Annotated in this window: 15 protein-coding genes; 4 read left to right on the top strand and 11 right to left on the bottom strand. The window is 70.4% G+C overall.

Going from position 1 to position 18,025, the window contains the following annotated elements; translation table 11 throughout:
* Positions 1-3 precede the first annotated feature (3 nt).
* The 6 genes from MUY22_RS10780 to MUY22_RS10755 form a co-directional block, all read right to left on the bottom strand.
* Entirely contained in the window at positions 4-1,572 is a 1,569-nt protein-coding gene (locus MUY22_RS10780; protein WP_247059263.1) for an ABC transporter ATP-binding protein, read from the bottom strand.
* Positions 1,569-2,369: an ABC transporter permease gene (locus tag MUY22_RS10775; protein ID WP_247059261.1), complete on the bottom strand. Its 801-nt coding sequence runs from the start codon at positions 2,367-2,369 to the stop codon at positions 1,569-1,571. Before MUY22_RS10775 ends, MUY22_RS10780 begins: the two co-directional genes overlap by 4 nt.
* A 25-nt stretch (positions 2,370-2,394) precedes the next feature.
* Positions 2,395-3,351, bottom strand: a complete 957-nt coding sequence (locus MUY22_RS10770; protein WP_247063806.1) for an ABC transporter permease — start codon at positions 3,349-3,351, stop codon at positions 2,395-2,397.
* A complete protein-coding gene (locus tag MUY22_RS10765; protein ID WP_247059259.1) occupies positions 3,348-4,961 on the bottom strand; it encodes an ABC transporter substrate-binding protein in 1,614 nt (537 codons plus the stop codon). Before MUY22_RS10765 ends, MUY22_RS10770 begins: the two co-directional genes overlap by 4 nt.
* Before the next feature lie 183 nt (positions 4,962-5,144).
* Entirely contained in the window at positions 5,145-5,783 is a 639-nt protein-coding gene (locus MUY22_RS10760; RefSeq protein WP_247059258.1) for an HNH endonuclease family protein, read from the bottom strand.
* A gap of 140 nt (positions 5,784-5,923) precedes the next feature.
* Positions 5,924-6,604 carry a hypothetical protein gene (locus MUY22_RS10755; protein ID WP_371827603.1) on the bottom strand — a complete coding sequence of 227 codons (681 nt, stop codon included), beginning with the start codon at positions 6,602-6,604 and terminating at the stop codon, positions 5,924-5,926.
* Between the two features lie 77 nt (positions 6,605-6,681).
* On the opposite strand from MUY22_RS10755, the gene MUY22_RS10750 reads away from it, so the two are divergent.
* Positions 6,682-7,968, top strand: a complete 1,287-nt coding sequence (locus tag MUY22_RS10750) for an adenylosuccinate synthase (protein ID WP_247059256.1) — start codon at positions 6,682-6,684, stop codon at positions 7,966-7,968.
* 11 nt (positions 7,969-7,979) lie between these two features.
* Here the strand turns inward: MUY22_RS10750 and MUY22_RS10745 are convergent, their stop codons facing one another.
* On the bottom strand, positions 7,980-8,477 hold the full coding sequence (locus MUY22_RS10745; protein WP_247059255.1) for an OsmC family protein: 498 nt from the start codon (positions 8,475-8,477) through the stop codon (positions 7,980-7,982).
* A gap of 379 nt (positions 8,478-8,856) precedes the next feature.
* Here MUY22_RS10745 and MUY22_RS10740 point away from each other — a divergent pair, with 379 nt between their 5' ends.
* On the top strand, positions 8,857-9,759 hold the full coding sequence (locus MUY22_RS10740) for a TIGR03564 family F420-dependent LLM class oxidoreductase (protein WP_247059254.1): 903 nt from the start codon (positions 8,857-8,859) through the stop codon (positions 9,757-9,759).
* Here MUY22_RS10740 and MUY22_RS10735 read toward each other — a convergent pair.
* Positions 9,740-11,374, bottom strand: coding sequence for a Na+/H+ antiporter (locus MUY22_RS10735; protein WP_247059253.1), 1,635 nt, complete (start codon positions 11,372-11,374; stop codon positions 9,740-9,742). The genes MUY22_RS10740 and MUY22_RS10735 overlap by 20 nt on opposite strands.
* A 149-nt stretch (positions 11,375-11,523) precedes the next feature.
* Between MUY22_RS10735 and MUY22_RS10730 the strand changes: the two genes are divergently transcribed.
* The gene (locus tag MUY22_RS10730) at positions 11,524-12,762 is read left to right on the top strand and encodes an aromatic acid/H+ symport family MFS transporter (protein WP_247059252.1); all 1,239 of its coding nucleotides are present in this window, start codon (positions 11,524-11,526) and stop codon (positions 12,760-12,762) included.
* A gap of 56 nt (positions 12,763-12,818) precedes the next feature.
* On the opposite strand, the gene MUY22_RS10725 is transcribed toward MUY22_RS10730, so the two are convergent.
* From MUY22_RS10725 to MUY22_RS10715, 3 genes are all read right to left on the bottom strand, one after another.
* A complete protein-coding gene (locus tag MUY22_RS10725) occupies positions 12,819-14,369 on the bottom strand; it encodes an amino acid permease (protein ID WP_247059250.1) in 1,551 nt (516 codons plus the stop codon).
* A 71-nt stretch (positions 14,370-14,440) separates the two neighbouring features.
* Entirely contained in the window at positions 14,441-15,364 is a 924-nt protein-coding gene (locus MUY22_RS10720) for a serine hydrolase (protein ID WP_247059248.1), read from the bottom strand.
* A gap of 40 nt (positions 15,365-15,404) precedes the next feature.
* On the bottom strand, positions 15,405-16,541 hold the full coding sequence (locus MUY22_RS10715; RefSeq protein ID WP_247059247.1) for a glycerophosphodiester phosphodiesterase: 1,137 nt from the start codon (positions 16,539-16,541) through the stop codon (positions 15,405-15,407).
* Between the two features lie 167 nt (positions 16,542-16,708).
* Here MUY22_RS10715 and purD point away from each other — a divergent pair, with 167 nt between their 5' ends.
* A complete protein-coding gene (gene purD, locus MUY22_RS10710) occupies positions 16,709-17,983 on the top strand; it encodes a phosphoribosylamine--glycine ligase (protein ID WP_247059245.1) in 1,275 nt (424 codons plus the stop codon).
* Positions 17,984-18,025: the final 42 nt, after the last annotated feature.

Raw genomic sequence — 18,025 nt, 5'->3', positions numbered from 1 at the left:
ACCTCAACCGACCTCCTGGACCGACCGTCCCGGGATCGCCGCCAGCAGTTCCTTCGTGTACTCCGCCTTCGGCTCGTGCAGCACCTGTGCGGCCGGGCCCAGCTCGACCATCGTTCCCGCCCGCAGCACGCCCACCTGGTCCGCGAGCTGCCGGACCACCGCCAGGTCGTGCGAGATGAACAGGTACGACAACCCCAGCTCCGACTGCAGCTCCGCCAGCAGCCGCAGGATCTGGGCCTGCACCGAGACGTCCAGCGCCGACACCGGCTCGTCGCACACCACCAGGTCCGGCCGCAGCGCCAACGCCCGCGCGATCGCCACCCGTTGCCGCTGGCCACCCGACAGCTCCGCCGGCTTTCGGCGGGCCACCGACGCCGGCAGCGCGACCTGCTCCAGCAGCTCCGGAACCCGCGTGCGCGGCAGACCGAACGCCCGCAGTGGCTCCGCGATGACGTCCTCGATCGAGAACTTCGGGTTCAGCGACGCGTACGGGTTCTGGTAGACGATCTGCATCCGGCGCCGCAGCCGGCGCAGTTCGTTGCCGCCGAGTGACGTGATGTCCTGGCCGTCGAACTCGATCGCACCGGCGGACGGCGTTTCGAGGCGCAGCAGCATGCGCGCCGTCGTCGACTTGCCCGAGCCGGACTCGCCGACCAGCGCGAGGGTCTGGCCGCGCGGGATGTCGAACGAGATGCCGTCGACCGCGCGGATGCCGCCGTCGAACGTCTTCGCGAGGTCCCGCACCGTCACCAGCGGCTCGGCGGCCGGGGCCGCCGGGCGCAGCGTGCTCGTCATGCTCGGTGCCGCCGCGAGCAGTTGCTGCGTGTACGGCTGTGAAGGCGCGCTGACGATTTCGGCCGTCTTGCCCTCTTCGGCGACTTCGCCGCGGGAGAGCACGACGATCCGAGACGCGCGATCGGCCGCGACGCCCAAGTCGTGCGTGATCAGCAGGATCGCCGTCCCCGCCTGGGCGGCCAGCGACGTCAGGTGGTCGAGGATCCGCCGCTGCACGGTGACGTCGAGCGCGCTGGTCGGCTCGTCCGCGATGATCAGCTTCGGCCGCCCGGCCAGCGCGGCCGCGATCAGCACGCGCTGCCGCAGCCCGCCCGACAACTGGTGCGGGTACTGCTTCGCCCGCAGTTCCGGCTCCGGCACGCCCGCGCGTTCCAGCAGTTCGACGGCCTGCAGCGAAGCGGCGCGGCGGTCGGCGAGACCGTGGATCCGCAGCACCTCCGCGACCTGGTCGCCGATCCGGTGCACCGGGTTGAGCGACACGGCCGGGTCCTGCGGCACCAGCGCGATCTCCCGGCCGCGCACACCCCGCCACTGCTTGGGGGACAACGACGTCAGGTCGCGGTTGCCGAACGTGATCGCGCCGCCGTCGATCCGGCCGCCGCGGGGGAGCAGGCCGATCGCCGCGTGCGCGGTGGTCGACTTGCCCGAGCCGGACTCGCCGACGACCGCGACGACCTCGCCTTCGCCGACGTCGAGGCTGACGTCCTGGACGGCCGGGACCAGCCCGGCCCGCGTCCGGTACGACACGGCCAGGTTTTCGATGCGCAGCAGGGTCATCGCTCGCCTCCGTCCAGTGCGCGGGAAAGCCGGTTCGCGGACAGGACCACCGCCGCGACCGTCAATCCCGGGAACGTCGTCATCCACCAGGCCGTGGCCAGGAAACTGCGGCCGCCGGCGACCAGCGAGCCCCATTCGGGCGTCGGCGGGGTCGCGCCGAAACCGAGGAAGCTCAGCGCCGACACCTCGAGCACGGCCGTGCCGAGGGTGAGCGTCGCCAGCGCGAGCACCGGGCCGGCCGCGTTCGGCAGGACGTGCCGCAGCAGCACGCCGGACCAGCGCACTCCGCTGGCTCGCGCGGCTTCGACGAAGACGCCGCTTCGCACGCGAAGCACCTCCGCGCGCATGACTCGCGCGAAGGAGGCGAGGTTCGCGATGCCGACGGCGATCGCGACGTTCGTCGTGCCGAAGCCCAGTGCCGTGACCAGGGCCAGCGACAGCAGGATCGGCGGGATGGCCAGGAAGACGTCCACGATCCGCATGATCACGGTGTCGGCCCAGCCACCGCGGAACCCGGCGAGCAGGCCCAGCGCCGAGCCCGCGATCAACGCCGTCAGCACGGCGATCGCGGTCGCGCGCAGCGAGAGCGACGCGCCGTGGATCACCCGCGCGTAGACGTCACGCCCGGTCTCGTCGGTGCCGAAGAAGTGGTGCAGCGACGGCCCTTGCAGCCGTTCGGCCGGGACGCCGGTGATCGGGTCGTAGCTGGTCAACAGTCCTGGTACGAACGCGGCGAGCAGCACGAAAGCCAGCACGACAACGGCGATCACCAGGCCGGGCGGGAATGGCACTTTCACGTGAAAGTGCCGCTTGGTGGCGAGGTCAACCACGAGCCACCGCCTCGGGGGTACGCGCGATCCGCGGATCGAGCAGCGGGTAGAGCAGATCGACGATCAGGTTGAGCACCACGAACACCAGCGCGGCCAGCACGATCACCGCCTGCACCACCGGGACGTCCTGCGCGGTGACGGCGGCCGCGGTCACCCGGCCGACGCCGTCGCGCGAGAACACCGTCTCGGTGATCACCGAACCGGCGACCAGGTTGCCCGCCACCACCCCGGCGACGGTCAGCGTCGGCACGGCGGCGTTGCGCAGCAGGTGTCCGAAGTGGACGCGCCAGCGGCTCGCGCCCTTGGCCGCGGCGATCTCCGCGTACGGCTGCTCCTGCTGCGTGGCCAGGCTCTTCGCCAGCACCTGGCCGATGATCGCGCCGGTCGGCAGGGCGAGCGTGATCGCGGGCAGGATGATCGTCTCGAAGCCCTGCGTGCCGAGCGCGGGCAGCAGCCGCAGCCGGAACGAGAAGAACTGGATCAGCACCAGGCCCACCCAGAACGGCGGCAGCGAGATCGCCAGCGACGGCAGGGACAGCAGCGCCTGCCGCAGCCAGCGGAACCGCGTGAACGTGCCCAGGAACGCCGAGCCACCACCGAACAGCACGGCGAGCACCAGGGCCAGGCTCGTCACGGCGAGCGTCGGCGGCAACGCCGTGACGACCATGTGCGTCGCGTCGTCACCGGTCGCGACACTGCGGCCGAAGTCGCCGTGCAGCGCTGAGACCAGCCGTTTCAGGTACTGGACCGGGAACGGCGAGTCGAGACCGTACTCCGCGCGGGCCGCGGCGACCTGTTCCGCCGTCATCGATGCCCCGCCCTCTCCGCCGGCGAGCTTCGCCGAAACGGCGTCCCCCGGCAGCAGGTAGAGGATCAGGAACGACAGCGTGAACGCCGCCCACAGCACGAAGACCGCTTGCGCGACCCGGCGGAGCAGGTAGTTCCTCACGACAGCCACGCGTCGAACAGCTGCAGCCGTGACGACGCTTCGAAGTCGACGGCGTGCGCCTTGGCGCTCTCCGCGACGACCTGGGTCAGCTCGAACACCGGCACCGCGTAGGCGTGGTCGACGATCAGCTGCTGCGCCTCGTCGGCCGAGGGCTTCCGCTTGGCGTTGTCCACAGTGGACGACTGGGCGTCGAGCGCGACGTCGAGCGGGTTGCCCGGCGTGAGCCGGCTGCGGTTGCCGGCCTTCGTCGAGAACTGGCCGCGCAGGATGTCCGGGTCGGCGCGGGTGACGTTGTACCAGAGGAAGTCGTAGTTGCCGCTCAGCTGGATCTGCGTGGTCTCGGCGTTGGTGTGCTGCTCGATCTTGAGGTCGAAACCGATCTTGCGCAGCTGCTGCTGGATCAGCTCCAGCACGCTGCGGTTCTGGTTGAACACCGGCGAGAACACGACGGCCGCGCTCAGCCGCTGCCCGTTCTTCACGCGGATGCCGTCGGCGCCGGGCACCCAGCCGTCGCCGTCCAGCAGCGCCGTGGCGCCTTTCTGGTCGTAGGCCAGCTGCGCGGACAGGTCGCTGTGCAACGGCGTCGCCGAACCCAGGATGCTGGTGGCCGGCTTGTAGCTCGGCGTCAGCACGGTGTTCACGACCTCGGTGCGGTCGACGCCCTTGAGCACGGCCTGACGCACCTTTTCGTCGGTGAGCACACCGCGGGTGGTGTTCGCGTGCAGGTTGAACACGACCCCCGGGTTCGGCCGGATGTTCTCGGTGAAGCCGTTGCTCGTGAACTGCGGCTCGTCGACCGGCTGGACGTCGGTGATCGCGTCGAGCTGGCCGGAGGCGAGGCTGCCGGTGCGGACGCCGGGCTCCGGCACGATCTTGTAGTCGATCTTGTCGAGGTACGCCTCACCCTGGTGCTTGAACAGCGACGAGCCCCAGGTGTAGCCCTTGCGCTTGGCCAGCACGATCTCCTGGTTCTGCTTCAGGCTCTCGAAGGTGAACGGCCCGGAGCCGACCAGGCCGTTGCCCTGGCAGCGCTGCTCCGGCGTCTTCTGGAACGCCGCGGGGGCCAGGACGCCGAGCGACACCGTCGAGCTGGCCTGCAGGAACTGGGCGCTGGGCGCGGAGAACTCGAGGCGCGCGGTCCGCGGGTCGACGACGGTCGTGCTCTTGTAGGCGGCGAGGTAGCCGTAGCCGAGCTGGGCCTTCGTGCCGAGGGCCTTGATGCCGTCGAAGCTGGTCTTGATCGCCGCGGCGTCGACCGGCGTGCCGTCGGAGAACGTCGCGCCGGCGCGCAGGTGGAAGGTGAACGCCGTCGAATCGGCGTTGCTCTCCCACTTCTCGGCCAGCCACGGCTTGATCTCGCCGGTCTTCGGGTCCTGGTCGGTCAGCGAGTCGACCAGCTGGCGCGCGACGTTGATCGACGCGTTCGTGGCGGTCTGCTGCGGGTCGATGCAGTCGGGCGCGGACGAGATGCCGAGCCGGAGCGTGCCGCCGGCCTTGGGCGGACCGGCGTCGGCGGCGCTCTGCTCGCCGCCCGCCGCGGAGCAGGCGGTCAGCAGCAGGGGCAGGGCGAGCAGGGCCGCGGCGTTGCGGGCACGGGAAAGCTGGGACACCGACGGCCTCCAGGGGAGCGGTTGCGACTTCAAGCGCGACGCTAGTTCCGCACTTGAGGCCGTCCCACAGAGCGAACCCGGGTCCCAACCCCTGGCACCGCAACGATTCCCCCTTGACACGCCGTGAGGGGCACCTCCAGGGACCTGGAGTCCCTGAAGGTGCCCCTCACGGCGAACTGGAGGTCAGCAGCGGCCGAGCATGTCCGTCAGGGCCGTCTTCTCCGCGGTGTTGACGGTGAGCTTGAACTTCGTCTTCACCGCGACCCACATCTTCGCGTAGGTGCACCAGTAGCCGGTGAGCGGCGGCTTCCACTGGTCGGGCGACTTGTCGCCCTTCGACTGGTTGACGTTGTCCGTCACGGCGATGAGCTGCGGGTCGGTCAGGTCGTTCGCGTACGCCTGGCGCTGGGCCGTCGTCCACGACGACGCCCCGGTGCGCCACGCGGCGGCCAGCGGCACCACGTGGTCGATGTCCACATCGGACGCCGCCGTCCAGGTCTCGCCGTCGTACGGGCTGAACCAGCTGCCGGAGGTGGCGGCGCAGTTCGACCCGGTGACGACGTTCGTGCCGTCGCGCTTCAACACGACTTCGCGCGTGTCGCAGCTGTTGCCCTGGTCGATCCAGTGCGGGAACTTGTCGCGGCTGTAGCCGGTCTGGGACCCGTCGGCCTTCACGGTCAGCGAAGCCAGCTCGGACTTCGCCGTCGCGGCGGACGGGACGCCCGGCGGGGTGGCGTCGGCGACGCCGGCCAATGTTCCGGAGAGCACCGCGGTGGCGGCGAGGACAGCCAAGGAATGACGAACAGCACGCCTGGTTGGCATATTGCTGCCTCCATGTCAGGTGTGGGGACAGCTAACCCTGATACACCTGAGTGGCGTGTGCAACACGTATAGGTGACATGTTGCTGCCCGTTCGCCAACGCTGAGTGTCCGCTGGCTCACGTGAGAGTGAAAAACGCAGGTCAGGCTGCTCCACGAACGAGCCGCAGATCCTCCGTGTGCCGGTACCAGGTCCACTTGTTCACCGCGCGGTCGAAGACCACGTCGTCGCGCACTGGCCGCGTCGGGATGCAGCCGATCTGGAAAGCGCGCGAGTACAGCGTCGTCGGCCGCTTGAAGACGGTCCCCTTCACCACGCGCACGGCCAGGCCCGGCCCGCCCGGATCCGGCGTCACCTCGATCGACGCGGCCGGCCCGCGCAGCGCGACCTGCTCGTCGCAGTAAGCCACCCCGCGGACGAGCCGCAGCAGCCCGCGCCCGACGAGCACGCCGCCGACGTCGTCGCGGATCAGCGGCACCGGGTCGACCTCGCCGCGCAACGCGAGCGCGAGCGCCTGCAGCGGCGTCTTCGGCAGTCCCCACAGCGCGGCGACCGACGAGTCCGGCGAGGACGGCACGAACCCGACCGACACGCCGGAGATCGCGTCCTTCCGCAACAGTCGCACCACGACCGCGGCGAGATCGGCGTCCGTGCCCGACACCACCAGGTGATCGTGTTCGCCCAGCAAGGGGTCGATTTCCGCTTTGCCGGGACGGCTCGGCACGCGGACCGATTCGACGTCATCGACTTCTTCGAAGCCGGCCGCGTCGTCGCCACAGGCCACCACTATTCCGCGCACCCGCGGGTCCTCCGTTACAGTCATGCACCGGCATTTACCAGCGCCACCGGTGTCCGCCCCGGACACCAAACCTCACGTCGTCGAACACCTTGGAGTGTCACATGCCGGCCATCGTGCTCATCGGTGCCCAATGGGGAGACGAAGGCAAGGGCAAGGCCACCGACCTGATGGGTGACCGCGTCCAGTGGGTCGTCCGCTACCAGGGTGGCAACAACGCCGGTCACACGGTCGTCCTGCCGAACGGCGAGAACTTCGCCCTGCACCTCATCCCGTCCGGCATCCTCACCCCCGGCGTGACCAACGTCATCGGCAACGGCGTGGTCGTCGATCCGGGTGTGCTGCTGGACGAGCTGTCCGGACTCGAAGCGCGGGACGTCGACACGTCCAAGCTGCTGATCTCCGCCGACGCGCACTTGATCATGCCGTACCACGTGGCCATCGACAAAGTCACCGAGCGCTACCTGGGCAGCCGCAAGATCGGCACCACCGGCCGCGGCATCGGGCCGTGCTACCAGGACAAGATCGCCCGCGTCGGCGTCCGCGTGCAGGACCTGCTCGACGAGAAGATCTTCCGGCAGAAGGTCGAAGCCGCACTGGAGTTCAAGAACCAGGTGCTGGTGAAGGTCTACAACCGCAAGGCGCTGGAGGCGAACCAGGTCGCCGACGAGGTGCTCGCCGCGGGCGAGAAGTTCGCGCACCGCATCGCCGACACCCGGCTGCAGCTCAACCAGGCCCTCGAGCGCGGCGAGACCGTGCTGCTCGAAGGCTCACAGGGCACGCTGCTCGACGTCGACCACGGCACCTACCCGTTCGTGACGTCGTCGAACCCGACGTCCGGCGGCGCGAGCGCCGGTTCGGGCATCGGCCCGGGCCGGATCGGCACGGTGCTCGGCATCCTCAAGGCCTACACCACGCGCGTCGGCTCCGGCCCGTTCCCGACCGAGCTGAACGACGAGTCCGGCGAGTACCTGCGCAAGCAGGGCGGCGAGTTCGGCGTCACCACGGGCCGCTCGCGGCGCACCGGCTGGTTCGACGCGGTGATCGCGCGCTACGCGGTCCGCGTCAACGGCATCACCGACTACTTCCTCACCAAGCTGGACGTGCTGTCCGGGTTGGAGAAGGTGCCGGTGTGCGTGGGTTACGAGGTCGACGGCTTCCGCACGCAGGACATGCCGATGACGCAGACCGACGTGCACCACGCGATCCCCATCTACGAAGAGCACCCGGGCTGGTTCGAGGACATCTCGGCGTGCCGCACGTTCGAGGAGCTCCCGGCGAACGCGCGTGCGTACGTCGAGCGCCTCGAAGAGCTGTCGGGCGCCCGGATCTCGGCGATCGGCGTCGGCCCGGGCCGCGAGCAGACGATCGTGCGGCACCAGTTCGTCTGAGGTGCTGTCGTTCAGGTCAGCTTCGTGCTGACCGGCGTCTCGTTGCGGAACAGGTCGAGCACCGGGCAGTGCTCGTCGACCTCGCGCTTGAGGTCTTCGTAGCGCTCCCGGCTCGCCGGCCCTTCGAGCTCGACGGACACCCGGACGTCCCCGAAGCCGGGGCGGGTGTTGAGCGAGAAGCCGAAGAAGCCGTGCAGGTCGAGGTCGCCGTCCACGGTGACCTTGACCGAGTCGAGCGGGATCCCGCGCTTGGCCGCCCAGAACTGGTACGTGATCACCTGGCACGACCCGAGCGCGGCGAGCGCGAACTCGACGGGGTTCGCGGCCTGGTCGGCACCGCCGAGCGCCGGCGGCTCGTCGACGGTGAACTCGTGCCCCCGCACCTTGACGGCGACTTCGGTCCTGGTGCCGGGCTTCAGGGTGTGCTCCACGCTGAAGGACACGGCGGCGTTGTGCGGGTCGGCGTCGACGGCTTTGCGAGTGCCGTCGATGACGTCGGTCAGCGACATGGGATCTCCTGAGGATGGTGATCGGGATCTCGCCCCAGAGTGGGTGATTCCCTCACGGTTCGCGCGACTTCCCACGCGCTGGGAGAAGCGGTTCCCGGGATGCGGAAGCGCTTGCCTGACCGGCCGATGCGGGGATCATGGCGCGGTGGTCCGCCTTCTGGCGCGGGCCGGGGTTCGCCGGGCTTGCACGGCCATCCCGCCACCGAGGCCCACCCCGCCCTTCCCTGGGGGGCCGGTCCCGTCTCCAGCGTATCGGCACCCCCGGCCCGAAAACGGGGTCGGCCGAAATCTGTGGACAACCGAACCCATTGTGGATAACTCCGCTTCTCAAGCGCTGGGAAGCCGGAAAACGGTGGCACCGAGGGTTAGCGTGAGGATCATGACCATCGGAGTCACGCTTCCCTCGGGCGACACCGCCGCCGCGCCGAACCTCGTCGACGAGCTCCTGGCGCAGGCCAGGCAAGCTGCCGACGCCGGGCTCAAGTCCGTGTGGTTCTCGCAGCTTCCGCTCAGCCAGGACGCCATCACCGTCGCCGCCCTCGCGGGGCGGGAGAACCCCGGGCTCGAGGTCGGCACTTCCGTCGTGCCCATCTACCCGCGGCACCCGCTGGTGGTCGCGAACGCGGCGCAGACCGCCCACGCCGCCACCGGTGGGCGGTTCACCCTCGGCGTCGGGCTCGGCTCGAAGGGGTTCCTCGGGCCCGTCTACGGCGTCGAATACCCGCCGCCCATCAAGCACCTGCGCGAGTACCTGACCGTGCTCAAGCAGGTCTTCACCGGCGAGGCCGTCGAGTTCGACGGTGAGACCGTCCGGGCCCACGCGCCCGGACTGTCCACTGTGGGCGGTGACGTGCCGATCATCGTCGCCGCGATGGGGCCGCAGGCGCTGCGCGTCACCGGTGAGCTGGCCGACGGGACCCTGCCGTTCCTCGCCGGGCCGCGGGCGCTGGCCGAACAGATCGTGCCGCACCTGCCCGCGGGTAAGCGGATCCTCGCCGCCGTGCCCGCGATCGTCACGAACGAGCCGGAGGCCGTGCGCGCCCTCGCCGTCGAACAGATGAGCTTCTACGCGCAGATCCCGTCGTATCAACGGATCCTGGCCGCGGAAGGGGTCGATCATCCGGCGGACCTGGCGATCATCGGTGACGAGAAGACCGTCCTCGCCGGGCTCCGGCGGTACTACGACGCCGGCGCGACCGACGTCCTCGTGTCGCAGACCGGCATCCGCTCGTCCGAAGAGCGGCGCCGGACCTGGGAGGTGATCAGCTCAATCGGTTCGTGAGCGTCGTCGAGACCGACAGCTCCTCCAGGTCCAGCTCGCGCAACATCTTCCCGAGGATCTCGTCGTCGAGCCGGCCCGCGCGGTTCTCCTCGATCATCGCCTTGCGCTGGGTGATCAGCAGCTCGCGCCGGGCCTTCGCGAACTGAGCCTGCGGGCTGCCGGAGCGGTCCTCGCCGGACAGCGTGATGGCCGCTTTGGCGAAGCGGTAGCGCGTGTCGACGAGCCGTTCCAGCCGCTCCTTCAGGCGCTCGACCTTCTCCGGCGGCAGGTCCAGCTCGGCGAGCCGGTCGCGGCTGATCTCGCGCAGCCGCGCGTGCGCCGCCTTCTGCGCGACCTCGCGGGCCGCGAGTTCCTCGGCCTCGTCCCGCGAGGTCTCCGACGGGTCCTGGACCTTCAGCACCCGGATCAGCGGCGGCAGCGTGAGGCCCTGGATGAGCACCGTGCCGATCGCCACCGCGAACGCGAACAGCTGGATCTCCTCGCGGCCGGGGGTGCCAGCCGGGACACCGGCCGCGGCGGCGAGCGTGACGACGCCGCGCATGCCGGTCCACGAGATCACCGCGATCGTCTGCCAGTCGGGGGCCCGGCGGACCTGGCCGAACAGCCGCAACGTCTTCGGCAGGTACGCGAACAGCGCCACCGCCGGGATCCGCACCAGCATCGTCACCGCGAGCACGGCCAGCGCCACCAGCGCGAGGGTGCCGTTGTCGCGGGCCGCGTGCGCGGCGCCGTCGAGCACGAACGGCAGCTGCAGGCCCATCAGCGCGAACACCAGCGCCTCCAGCAGGACGTCGATCGACGCCCAGACGGATCTGTCCTGCATCCGCGTCGCGGGTGACGCGTAGAGCGAGCGGTGGCCGAGGTAGAGGCCCGCGGCGACGACGGCGAGCACGCCGGATCCGCTGAACTCCTCGCCGAACGGGTGCAGGTGCTCGGCGGTGACGTACGCGCCGAACGGCACGATGATCCCGAACGCCGACTCCAGCAGCGGGTCGTCGAGCAGCCGCCGGATCCCCACCACGAGCGCGCCGATCGCCAGGCCGACGGCGATGCCCAGCACGGTCGCGACGCCGAACACCGCGAAGCCGTGCCCGGCCGAGCCCGCGGTGCCGGCGACGGCGGCGAGCGCGACCTTGTAGAGCGTCAGCGCGGCGGCGTCGTTGACCAGGCTTTCACCGGTCAGCACGCTCATCACGCGCCGTGGCAGGCCGAGCTTGCGGCCGATCGCGACCGCCGTCACGGCGTCCGGCGGCGCCACGACGGCGCCGAGGACGAGCGCCGAGGCGAACGGCACGTCCGGCAGCAGCAGGTGCACGACCAGCGCGACGACCACCGCGGTGACGGCGACCAGCACCACGCCCAGCGCGACGATCGGGCGCAGGTTCCGCTTGAAGTGCGTCACCGAGCTTTCGAGCGACGTCGAGTAGAGCAACGGCGGCAGCACGACGGTGAGGACGAGCTCCGGCTCCAGCTCGAGCCGCGGCACGCCGGGGATCAGCGCCACCCCGAGCGCGACCACCACGACCAGCAGTGGCGCGGACAGGTTGTAGCGCCGCGCGAACGCCGTCAGCGCGAGCGAGCCGGTGAGCACGCCCATCAGGACCAGGATCTCCACGCGCGTGATCTTCCCGCAGGTAGAGAGCCTGCGCTTGCCTTCCGGTGAATGGAAGTGATCTGGATTACGTCGTACCCCCTGTGCATACTTGTGCGCACTACGCACACCTGTGCGGATGACGTGCACCGACGCACATCCGGAGGTTCCCCATGTCCCCTGGCACTCGCTCCTGGGTCGTGCCCCTGGCCTGGACCGCCGTTCTGCTCGACGGGTTCGACCTCGTCGTGCTCGGCTCCGTGCTGCCCGTGCTCCTGCGTGACCACGTCTGGGGCCTGACGCCCGCCACGGCGTCGGTCGTCTCGACGGTCGGCCTGGCCGGGATGATGCTGGGCGGCCTGGCGATCGGCACGATCACCGACGTCATCGGCCGCCGGAAGTCCCTGATCATCTCGGTCGCGCTGTTCTCGCTGTGCACGCTGTTGTGCGCCTTCGCGCCGTCGACGTTCGTCTTCGGCCTGCTGCGCTTCGTCGCCGGGCTCGGCCTCGGCGGCTGCCTGCCGACGGCCATCACGCTGGTCACGGAGTACGCGCGCCGCGGCAAGGCCGGCAGCGCGACGACCACGGTGATGACCGGCTACCACGTCGGCGCGGTGCTGACGGCGCTGCTGGCGATCGTGCTGATCTCGCCGCTGGGCTGGCGCGCGATGTTCGTCGCCGGCGCCCTGCCCGCGGTGGTGCTGATCCCGCTGATGCTGAAGTTCCTGCCGGAGTCCGAGTCGTTCCAGCGGGTCCGCGAGACCGAGCGCTCGGCCGGGCACGCGGTCGCCGGGCTGTTCCGCGGCGGGCTGCTGCGCGCCACCATCGCGTTCTGGATCACGTCGTTCATGGGCCTGCTGCTGGTCTACGGCTTGAACACCTGGCTGCCGGAGATCATGCGCCAGGCCGGCTACCCGCTCGGCGCCGCGCTCAGCCTGCTGCTGACGCTGAACGTCGGCGGCATCGTGGGCCTGCTCGTCGCGGGCCGGGTCGCCGACCGCGTCGGCATCCGGCCGTCCGCGCGCGTCTGGTTCATCGCGGGTGCGGTGTTCCTGGCGCTGCTGAGCGTGCGGCTGCCGGCCGTCGGGCTGTACGCGGCGGTGTTCCTGACCGGCTGCTTCGTCTTCAGCGCGCAGGTGCTGGTGTACGCCTACATCGGCCGGATCTACCCGGACGCCATCCGCGCGACCGGCCTCGGCTGGTCCGCCGGCATCGGCCGGATCGGCGCGATCTCCGGCCCGCTCCTCGGCGGCGCGCTGCTGACGGCCGGGATCGCGTACCCGTGGGGCTTCTACGCCTTCGCGGCGGTCGGCGCCCTGGGCGCGGTGGCGGTCACGGTCGTCCGCCCCGGCCACAATGCCCGGACCGAAGACTCCGTCCCGGCGCCGGAATCACGCCCCGCCACCACCTAAAGCCGTGAAGGCCTCCTTCCCGGCCATAAGAGCCGGGAAGGAGGCCTTCACGGCTTTCAGCCGAGTTCCTTGAGTTCCTGTTCCACGGCCGCGAGTTCGGCTTCGGAACCCTGGACCTTGGGGCCCTTGAACCACTTCCGCGCCGAGAGCACCCACCACAGTCCCGCGCCGCCGAGCACCACGAGGAACGCGACCGGTGTGTAGTTGAACGAGTCCACCGTCACCGGGGAAACCTGCGGCAGCATGAACAGGATGAAGATCAGGACGACCCACGTGGTCGCGACGATGCCGACCGGCTTGCCCCAGCGGCCGAGGTGCCACGGGCCGCGCTCGAAGTCGTCACCCTGGCGGACGCGCAGGAACACCGGGATCACGTACGCCACGTACAGCCCCACCACGGCGATCGAGGTCACCGCCGCGTAGGCCGTCGCGCTCCACAGGTACGGCAGCGCCAGCACCAGCGCGCCGCCCGCGCCCAGCCAGACGGCGTTGGTCGGCGTCTGCGTCCGCTTGTTGATCTTGTGCCAGAACTTCGACCCGGGGATCGCGCCGTCGCGGGCGAACGCGTAGATCATCCGCGAGTTCGCCGTCACCGACGCCATGCCGCAGAACAGCTGCGCGCCGATGCAGATCAGCAGCAGGAACTTGCCGGTGACCGCGCCGGTGGCGTCGATGAAGATCTGCGCGGGCGGGACGCCGGTGGCCGAGCCGACCTCGCCGGCGTAGTCCTGGATCGCGAACGTGAGGCCGATCAGCAGGATCCAGCCCGCGACGAGCGAGACGACGATCGACATCACGATGCCGCGCGGCCCGGCCGTCGCCGCGCTCTTCGTCTCCTCGGTCATGTGCGCCGACGCGTCGTAGCCGGTCAGCGTGTACTGCGCCACCAAGAGACCGAGCGCGAAGACGTAGAACGCCGAGCCCCAGCCCGTCTGGTTCACGAAGCTGCCGAAGACGAACGACGCGTCCTGGTGCTTGGCCGGCACGAAGATCAGCACGCCGACGATCACCAGCACGCCGATGAGGTGCCACCACACGCTGACGTTGTTGAGGATCGCCACGATCCGGACGCCGAAGGTGTTCAGCAGGCCGTGCACCACGAGGATGATCGCGAGCAGCAGGATCGTGTGCCCCGGTGTCGCCGAGAAGCCCCACTGCAGGTCGAGGAACGCGTTGAGGAACAGGGCCGCGCCGAAGTCGATGCCCGCGGTGACGGCGATCTGCCCGACGAGGTTGAACCAGCCGGTGAACCACGACCACGCGGGACCGTTCTTCCGCGCCAGCCGCGCCGCCCAGTAGTACAGCCCGCCCGCGGTCGGGTAGCTGGAGCAGACCTCGGCCATGCCCAGGCCGACCAGGATGACGAAGATCCCGACGAGCGGCCAGCCCCAGATCATCGCGGCCGGCCCGCCGGTCTTCATGCCGAACCCGTAGAGCGTCAGGCAGCCGGACAGGATGGAGATGATGGTGAACGAGACGGCGAAGTTCGAGAACCCCGACATCGTCCGCTTGAGCTCCTGCGCGTAGCCGAGCTGGTGCAGGCGTGCGGAGTCGTCGTCTTGGCCGGGATCGTGGTCGGGAGTGGTCTGCTGGTCGGAGACATCCATCGGGCACCTCTTGAAAGGTATGCGGCCAGACCATTGAATTCGCCGAAGTTAGCCCTGGTGGACGAGGGGTGTCAAGGCTTCGTCAAGAACTCGTCCAGCCGCTGGAGCAGCGGTCCGCCGCCGCGGTGGTCGTTCGAGAGGAGCGTCGCGGTGACGCCGCCGGAGTGCGTGCTCCGGAACGACACGCCGTGGTCGCCGCCTTCGAGCCGCACGGCGCCGGGCCACGGCAGCCAGAAGCCGAGGCCGTAACCCGGGGCGTGCGGGCGCAGCATCCGGGCCACCCACTCGCGGGGCACGATCCGGCCGTCCAGGAACGCGGGCCAGAACCGCCGGAAGTCCGGCGCGGTGCTGTAGCTCCCGCCGTCGCCGTGCCCGCGCACCGGCAGGCTGAACACGTTGATGCGGCCGTCTTCCAGATAACCGGTGGCGGTCCGGCCGGGCAGCGCGTCCGACCGGAGGAACGCCGTGTCCGCCATTCCGGCGGGCTCGCAGACGCGCTCGTGCACGAGGTCGTGGAACGGCCGGCCCGCGACCCGCTCGGCGAGCAGGCCGAGGACGGCGAACGCGCCGTTGTTGTAACGGAACTCCGTGCCGGGCGCGGACCTCTGCGGAAAGCCGTCGAGGGCGGCGAGGTAGTCGGCGGACGTGGCGAGGGACGGCGTCGGTGGCGGGTCCGCCTCTTCGTCGCAGTAGTCGCCGATGCCGGACGTGTGCGTCAGCAGGTGCTCGACGGTGACGGCGTCGTCGATCAGCGGCAGGTCGCCGCCCAGCAGGTCGCGGGCGCAGGTGTCCAGCGAAAGCCGTCCTTCGGCGATCAGCCCGACGACGACCAGCGCGGTGAACCCCTTGGTGCCGCTGGCGATCGCGAACCGGGTGTCGACGGTGTTCCCGACGCCGTAGCCGCGGTGCGCGTACCCGGCCGCTTCGGCGAGCAGCGTCTCGTCAGCGCGGCTGACCAGCACCACGCCGGAGAACGCCGTGAGGGGCACCTTCATGGACGAAGCGTCCCTGAAGGTGCCCCTCACGGCAAAGCGTTTAGCGACCGAGGAACGCGTGCAGCGACTCCAGCGCGGTGTCGGCCTGGTCGGCGAAGAAACCGTCGACGCCCGCCTTCAGGAACGCCGCCTCCTCGGTGAAGACGTCACCGTAGGCGTCCGGCTCGGCCGAGGAGCGCAGGTTGGCCGGCAGGAACGGGTTCTCGTTCCGGAACGTGTACGGCTGCACCTTCAGGCCCGCCTTGTGCGCGTCCGCGACGATCGCGGTCGGCTTCGTCAGGTTCCCGGTGGCGTCCAGCGGGATGATCTGGCTCTTGTCCGGCCCGAGGTACTTCGCGTACTTCGCGACGTCCTTCAGCCCGGACGCCGTCACGAGGTCCGCATACGTCCGCTTGTCGCCCTTCGCGACGAAGTCCGCCGGGGCGCCGGTCGCCGACGTCAGCTGCAGCAGCGGCGTCCGGACCTGCTTGTGCAGCGCGATCAGGTTCGACACCTCGAACGACTGGATGATCGCCGGTGCGTCCGGCCGGTCGAGGCCGTTGCGCTTGAGCGCCGTCACCAGCTTCGGCTCGACCGGGTTGCCGATCGTCTGGAAGAACGTCGAGTGCTTGACCTCGGGGTAGGTGCCCAGCGTCCGGTGCAGTTCCTTGCCGAGCCGCTTGGTCAGGTCGAGCACCTCCTGGAAGGAGGCGATCTGGTAGCGCCCGTTGTACAGCGTGTTGTGCGGCCGGTTCGCCGGGATCCGCTCGACCGCGCGCAGCGTCTTCAGCTCGGCCAGCGTGAAGTCCTGGGTGAACCAGCCGGTCGTCGAGACGCCGTCGATCACCAGGGTCTTCTTGCGGGACGCGAACTCCGGGTGCTGCGCGACGTCGGTGGTGCCGCCGATCTCCGGTTCGTGCCGCGCGACCAGCCGGCCGTCCTTCGTGGGCACGAGGTCGACGTCGACCCAGTCGACCCCGAGGCGGTAGGCGAGCTCGTACGAGGCGAGCGTGTGCTCCGGCCGGTACCCGGGCGCGCCGCGGTGTCCGATGATCACGGGGTCATCGTGACCCCGCCCGTGCGCGGCCGCATCGGCGGACCCGGTCTCGGCCGCGTTGGCCGAGCCGATCGCGAATCCGGTGACGCTCAGCAACGCCAGTCCGGCGAGTGCCAGGACGCCGACACGTTTGCGCTTCATCTGGTGACCTCTTTTCACAGGGTGTGCCCTGACTACCCGCGTCACCCTTGATGCCGCAAGCATCTGCCGGTCGTACCTGGGCGGTCAGCGCGGTAAACGGCACGTGGACACCCGTTCCGGGGACGGCGAAATGTCCGGCGCGAAGCCGTCCGGATACGCTGTGCGGCGTGCGCGTACTGGTAATCGGCTCTGGCGCCCGTGAGCACGCTCTCGTCCTCGCGGCGTCCGGCGACCCCACGGTCACCGCCCTGGCCTGCGCGCCCGGCAACGCCGGGACGGCCGCGATGGCCGAGCAGCTCGGTGTCGAAGCGGCGGACCCGGAGGCGGTCGCGGCCCTCGCGAAGAGCTGGCACGCCGACCTGGTGGTGATCGGGCCCGAGGTCCCGCTCGTCGCCGGCGTCGCCGACGCCGTCCGCAAGGCCGGCATCGCCTGCTTCGGCCCGTCGGCCTCGGCGGCCCGCATCGAAGGCTCGAAGGCGTTCGCCAAGGACGTCATGGCCGCGGCGAACGTGCCGACCGCGCGCAGCGAGGTGGTCGACAACCCGGCCCGCCTCGACGCCGCGCTCGCCCGCTTCGGCCCGACCTGGGTGGTCAAGGACGACGGCCTCGCCGCGGGCAAGGGCGTCGTCGTCACGACCGACTACGACGTCGCGCGCAAGCACGCCATCATGCTGCTCGACGGCGGCCACCCGGTCCTCCTGGAGTCCTTTTTGGACGGTCCGGAGGCCTCGCTCTTCTGCTTCGTCGACGGCCACACCGTCGTGCCGCTGCTGCCCGCGCAGGACTTCAAGCGCGTCGGCGACGACGACGCCGGCCCGAACACCGGCGGCATGGGCGCCTACGCCCCGCTGCCCTGGGCGCCCGAGAACCTGGTCGACGACCTGGTCGAGCGCGTCGTCCAGCCGGTCGCCGACGAGCTCGTCGCGCGCGACGCCTCCTTCTCCGGCCTGCTCTACGCCGGGCTCGCGCTGACGTCCGAGGGCCCGCAGGTCATCGAGTTCAACTGCCGCTTCGGCGACCCGGAGACCCAGGTCGTGCTGGCCCTGCTGCGCACGCCGATCGCCGGGCTGATGCAGGCCACCGCCACCGGCAAGCTCGCCGAGCACCCGCCGCTGGAGTGGGCCGGCGGCGCCGCGGTCACCGTCGTGATCGCGGCCGACGGCTACCCGGGCAAGCCGCGCACCGGCGACGTCATCACCGGCGGCGAGATCGACGGCGTGCTGCACGCCGGCACCCGCCGGCGTGACGACGGCGCGGTCGTGTCCGCGGGCGGCCGCGTGCTGTCGGTCGTCGCCACCGGCAAGACGCTCAAGTCGGCGCGCAAGCACGCGTACGAAACCGTGGAGAAGGTGCACCTCGCTGGCTCGCACCACCGCACGGACATCGCGCTCAAGGCGGCGAACGGCGAGGTCGGCGCCCCGGTGGCGCAGCAGAACGCCTGATCTGGCGGACAAGGGGAACCGGCGGGCGACGAACTTCGTCGA

Source organism: Amycolatopsis sp. WQ 127309, from assembly GCF_023023025.1.
Taxonomy (GTDB): Bacteria; Actinomycetota; Actinomycetes; order Mycobacteriales; family Pseudonocardiaceae; genus Amycolatopsis.
This window is presented reverse-complemented; position numbering and strand designations above follow the sequence as displayed.

What these genes read in the sequence shown, in the direction of transcription:
- MUY22_RS10745 (WP_247059255.1), bottom strand. Translation starts at nt 8,477, where the DNA reads ATGTCGCTGACCGACGTCATCGACGGCACTCGCAAAGCCGTCGACGCC.
- MUY22_RS10725 (WP_247059250.1), bottom strand. Translation starts at nt 14,369, where the DNA reads ATGGATGTCTCCGACCAGCAGACCACTCCCGACCACGATCCCGGCCAA.
- MUY22_RS10780 (WP_247059263.1), bottom strand. Translation starts at nt 1,572, where the DNA reads ATGACCCTGCTGCGCATCGAAAACCTGGCCGTGTCGTACCGGACGCGG.
- MUY22_RS10760 (WP_247059258.1), bottom strand. Translation starts at nt 5,783, where the DNA reads ATGCCAACCAGGCGTGCTGTTCGTCATTCCTTGGCTGTCCTCGCCGCC.
- MUY22_RS10720 (WP_247059248.1), bottom strand. Translation starts at nt 15,364, where the DNA reads ATGAAGGTGCCCCTCACGGCGTTCTCCGGCGTGGTGCTGGTCAGCCGC.
- MUY22_RS10740 (WP_247059254.1), top strand. Translation starts at nt 8,857, where the DNA reads ATGACCATCGGAGTCACGCTTCCCTCGGGCGACACCGCCGCCGCGCCG.
- MUY22_RS10750 (WP_247059256.1), top strand. Translation starts at nt 6,682, where the DNA reads ATGCCGGCCATCGTGCTCATCGGTGCCCAATGGGGAGACGAAGGCAAG.
- MUY22_RS10730 (WP_247059252.1), top strand. Translation starts at nt 11,524, where the DNA reads ATGTCCCCTGGCACTCGCTCCTGGGTCGTGCCCCTGGCCTGGACCGCC.
- MUY22_RS10755 (WP_371827603.1), bottom strand. Translation starts at nt 6,604, where the DNA reads ATGACTGTAACGGAGGACCCGCGGGTGCGCGGAATAGTGGTGGCCTGT.
- MUY22_RS10715 (WP_247059247.1), bottom strand. Translation starts at nt 16,541, where the DNA reads ATGAAGCGCAAACGTGTCGGCGTCCTGGCACTCGCCGGACTGGCGTTG.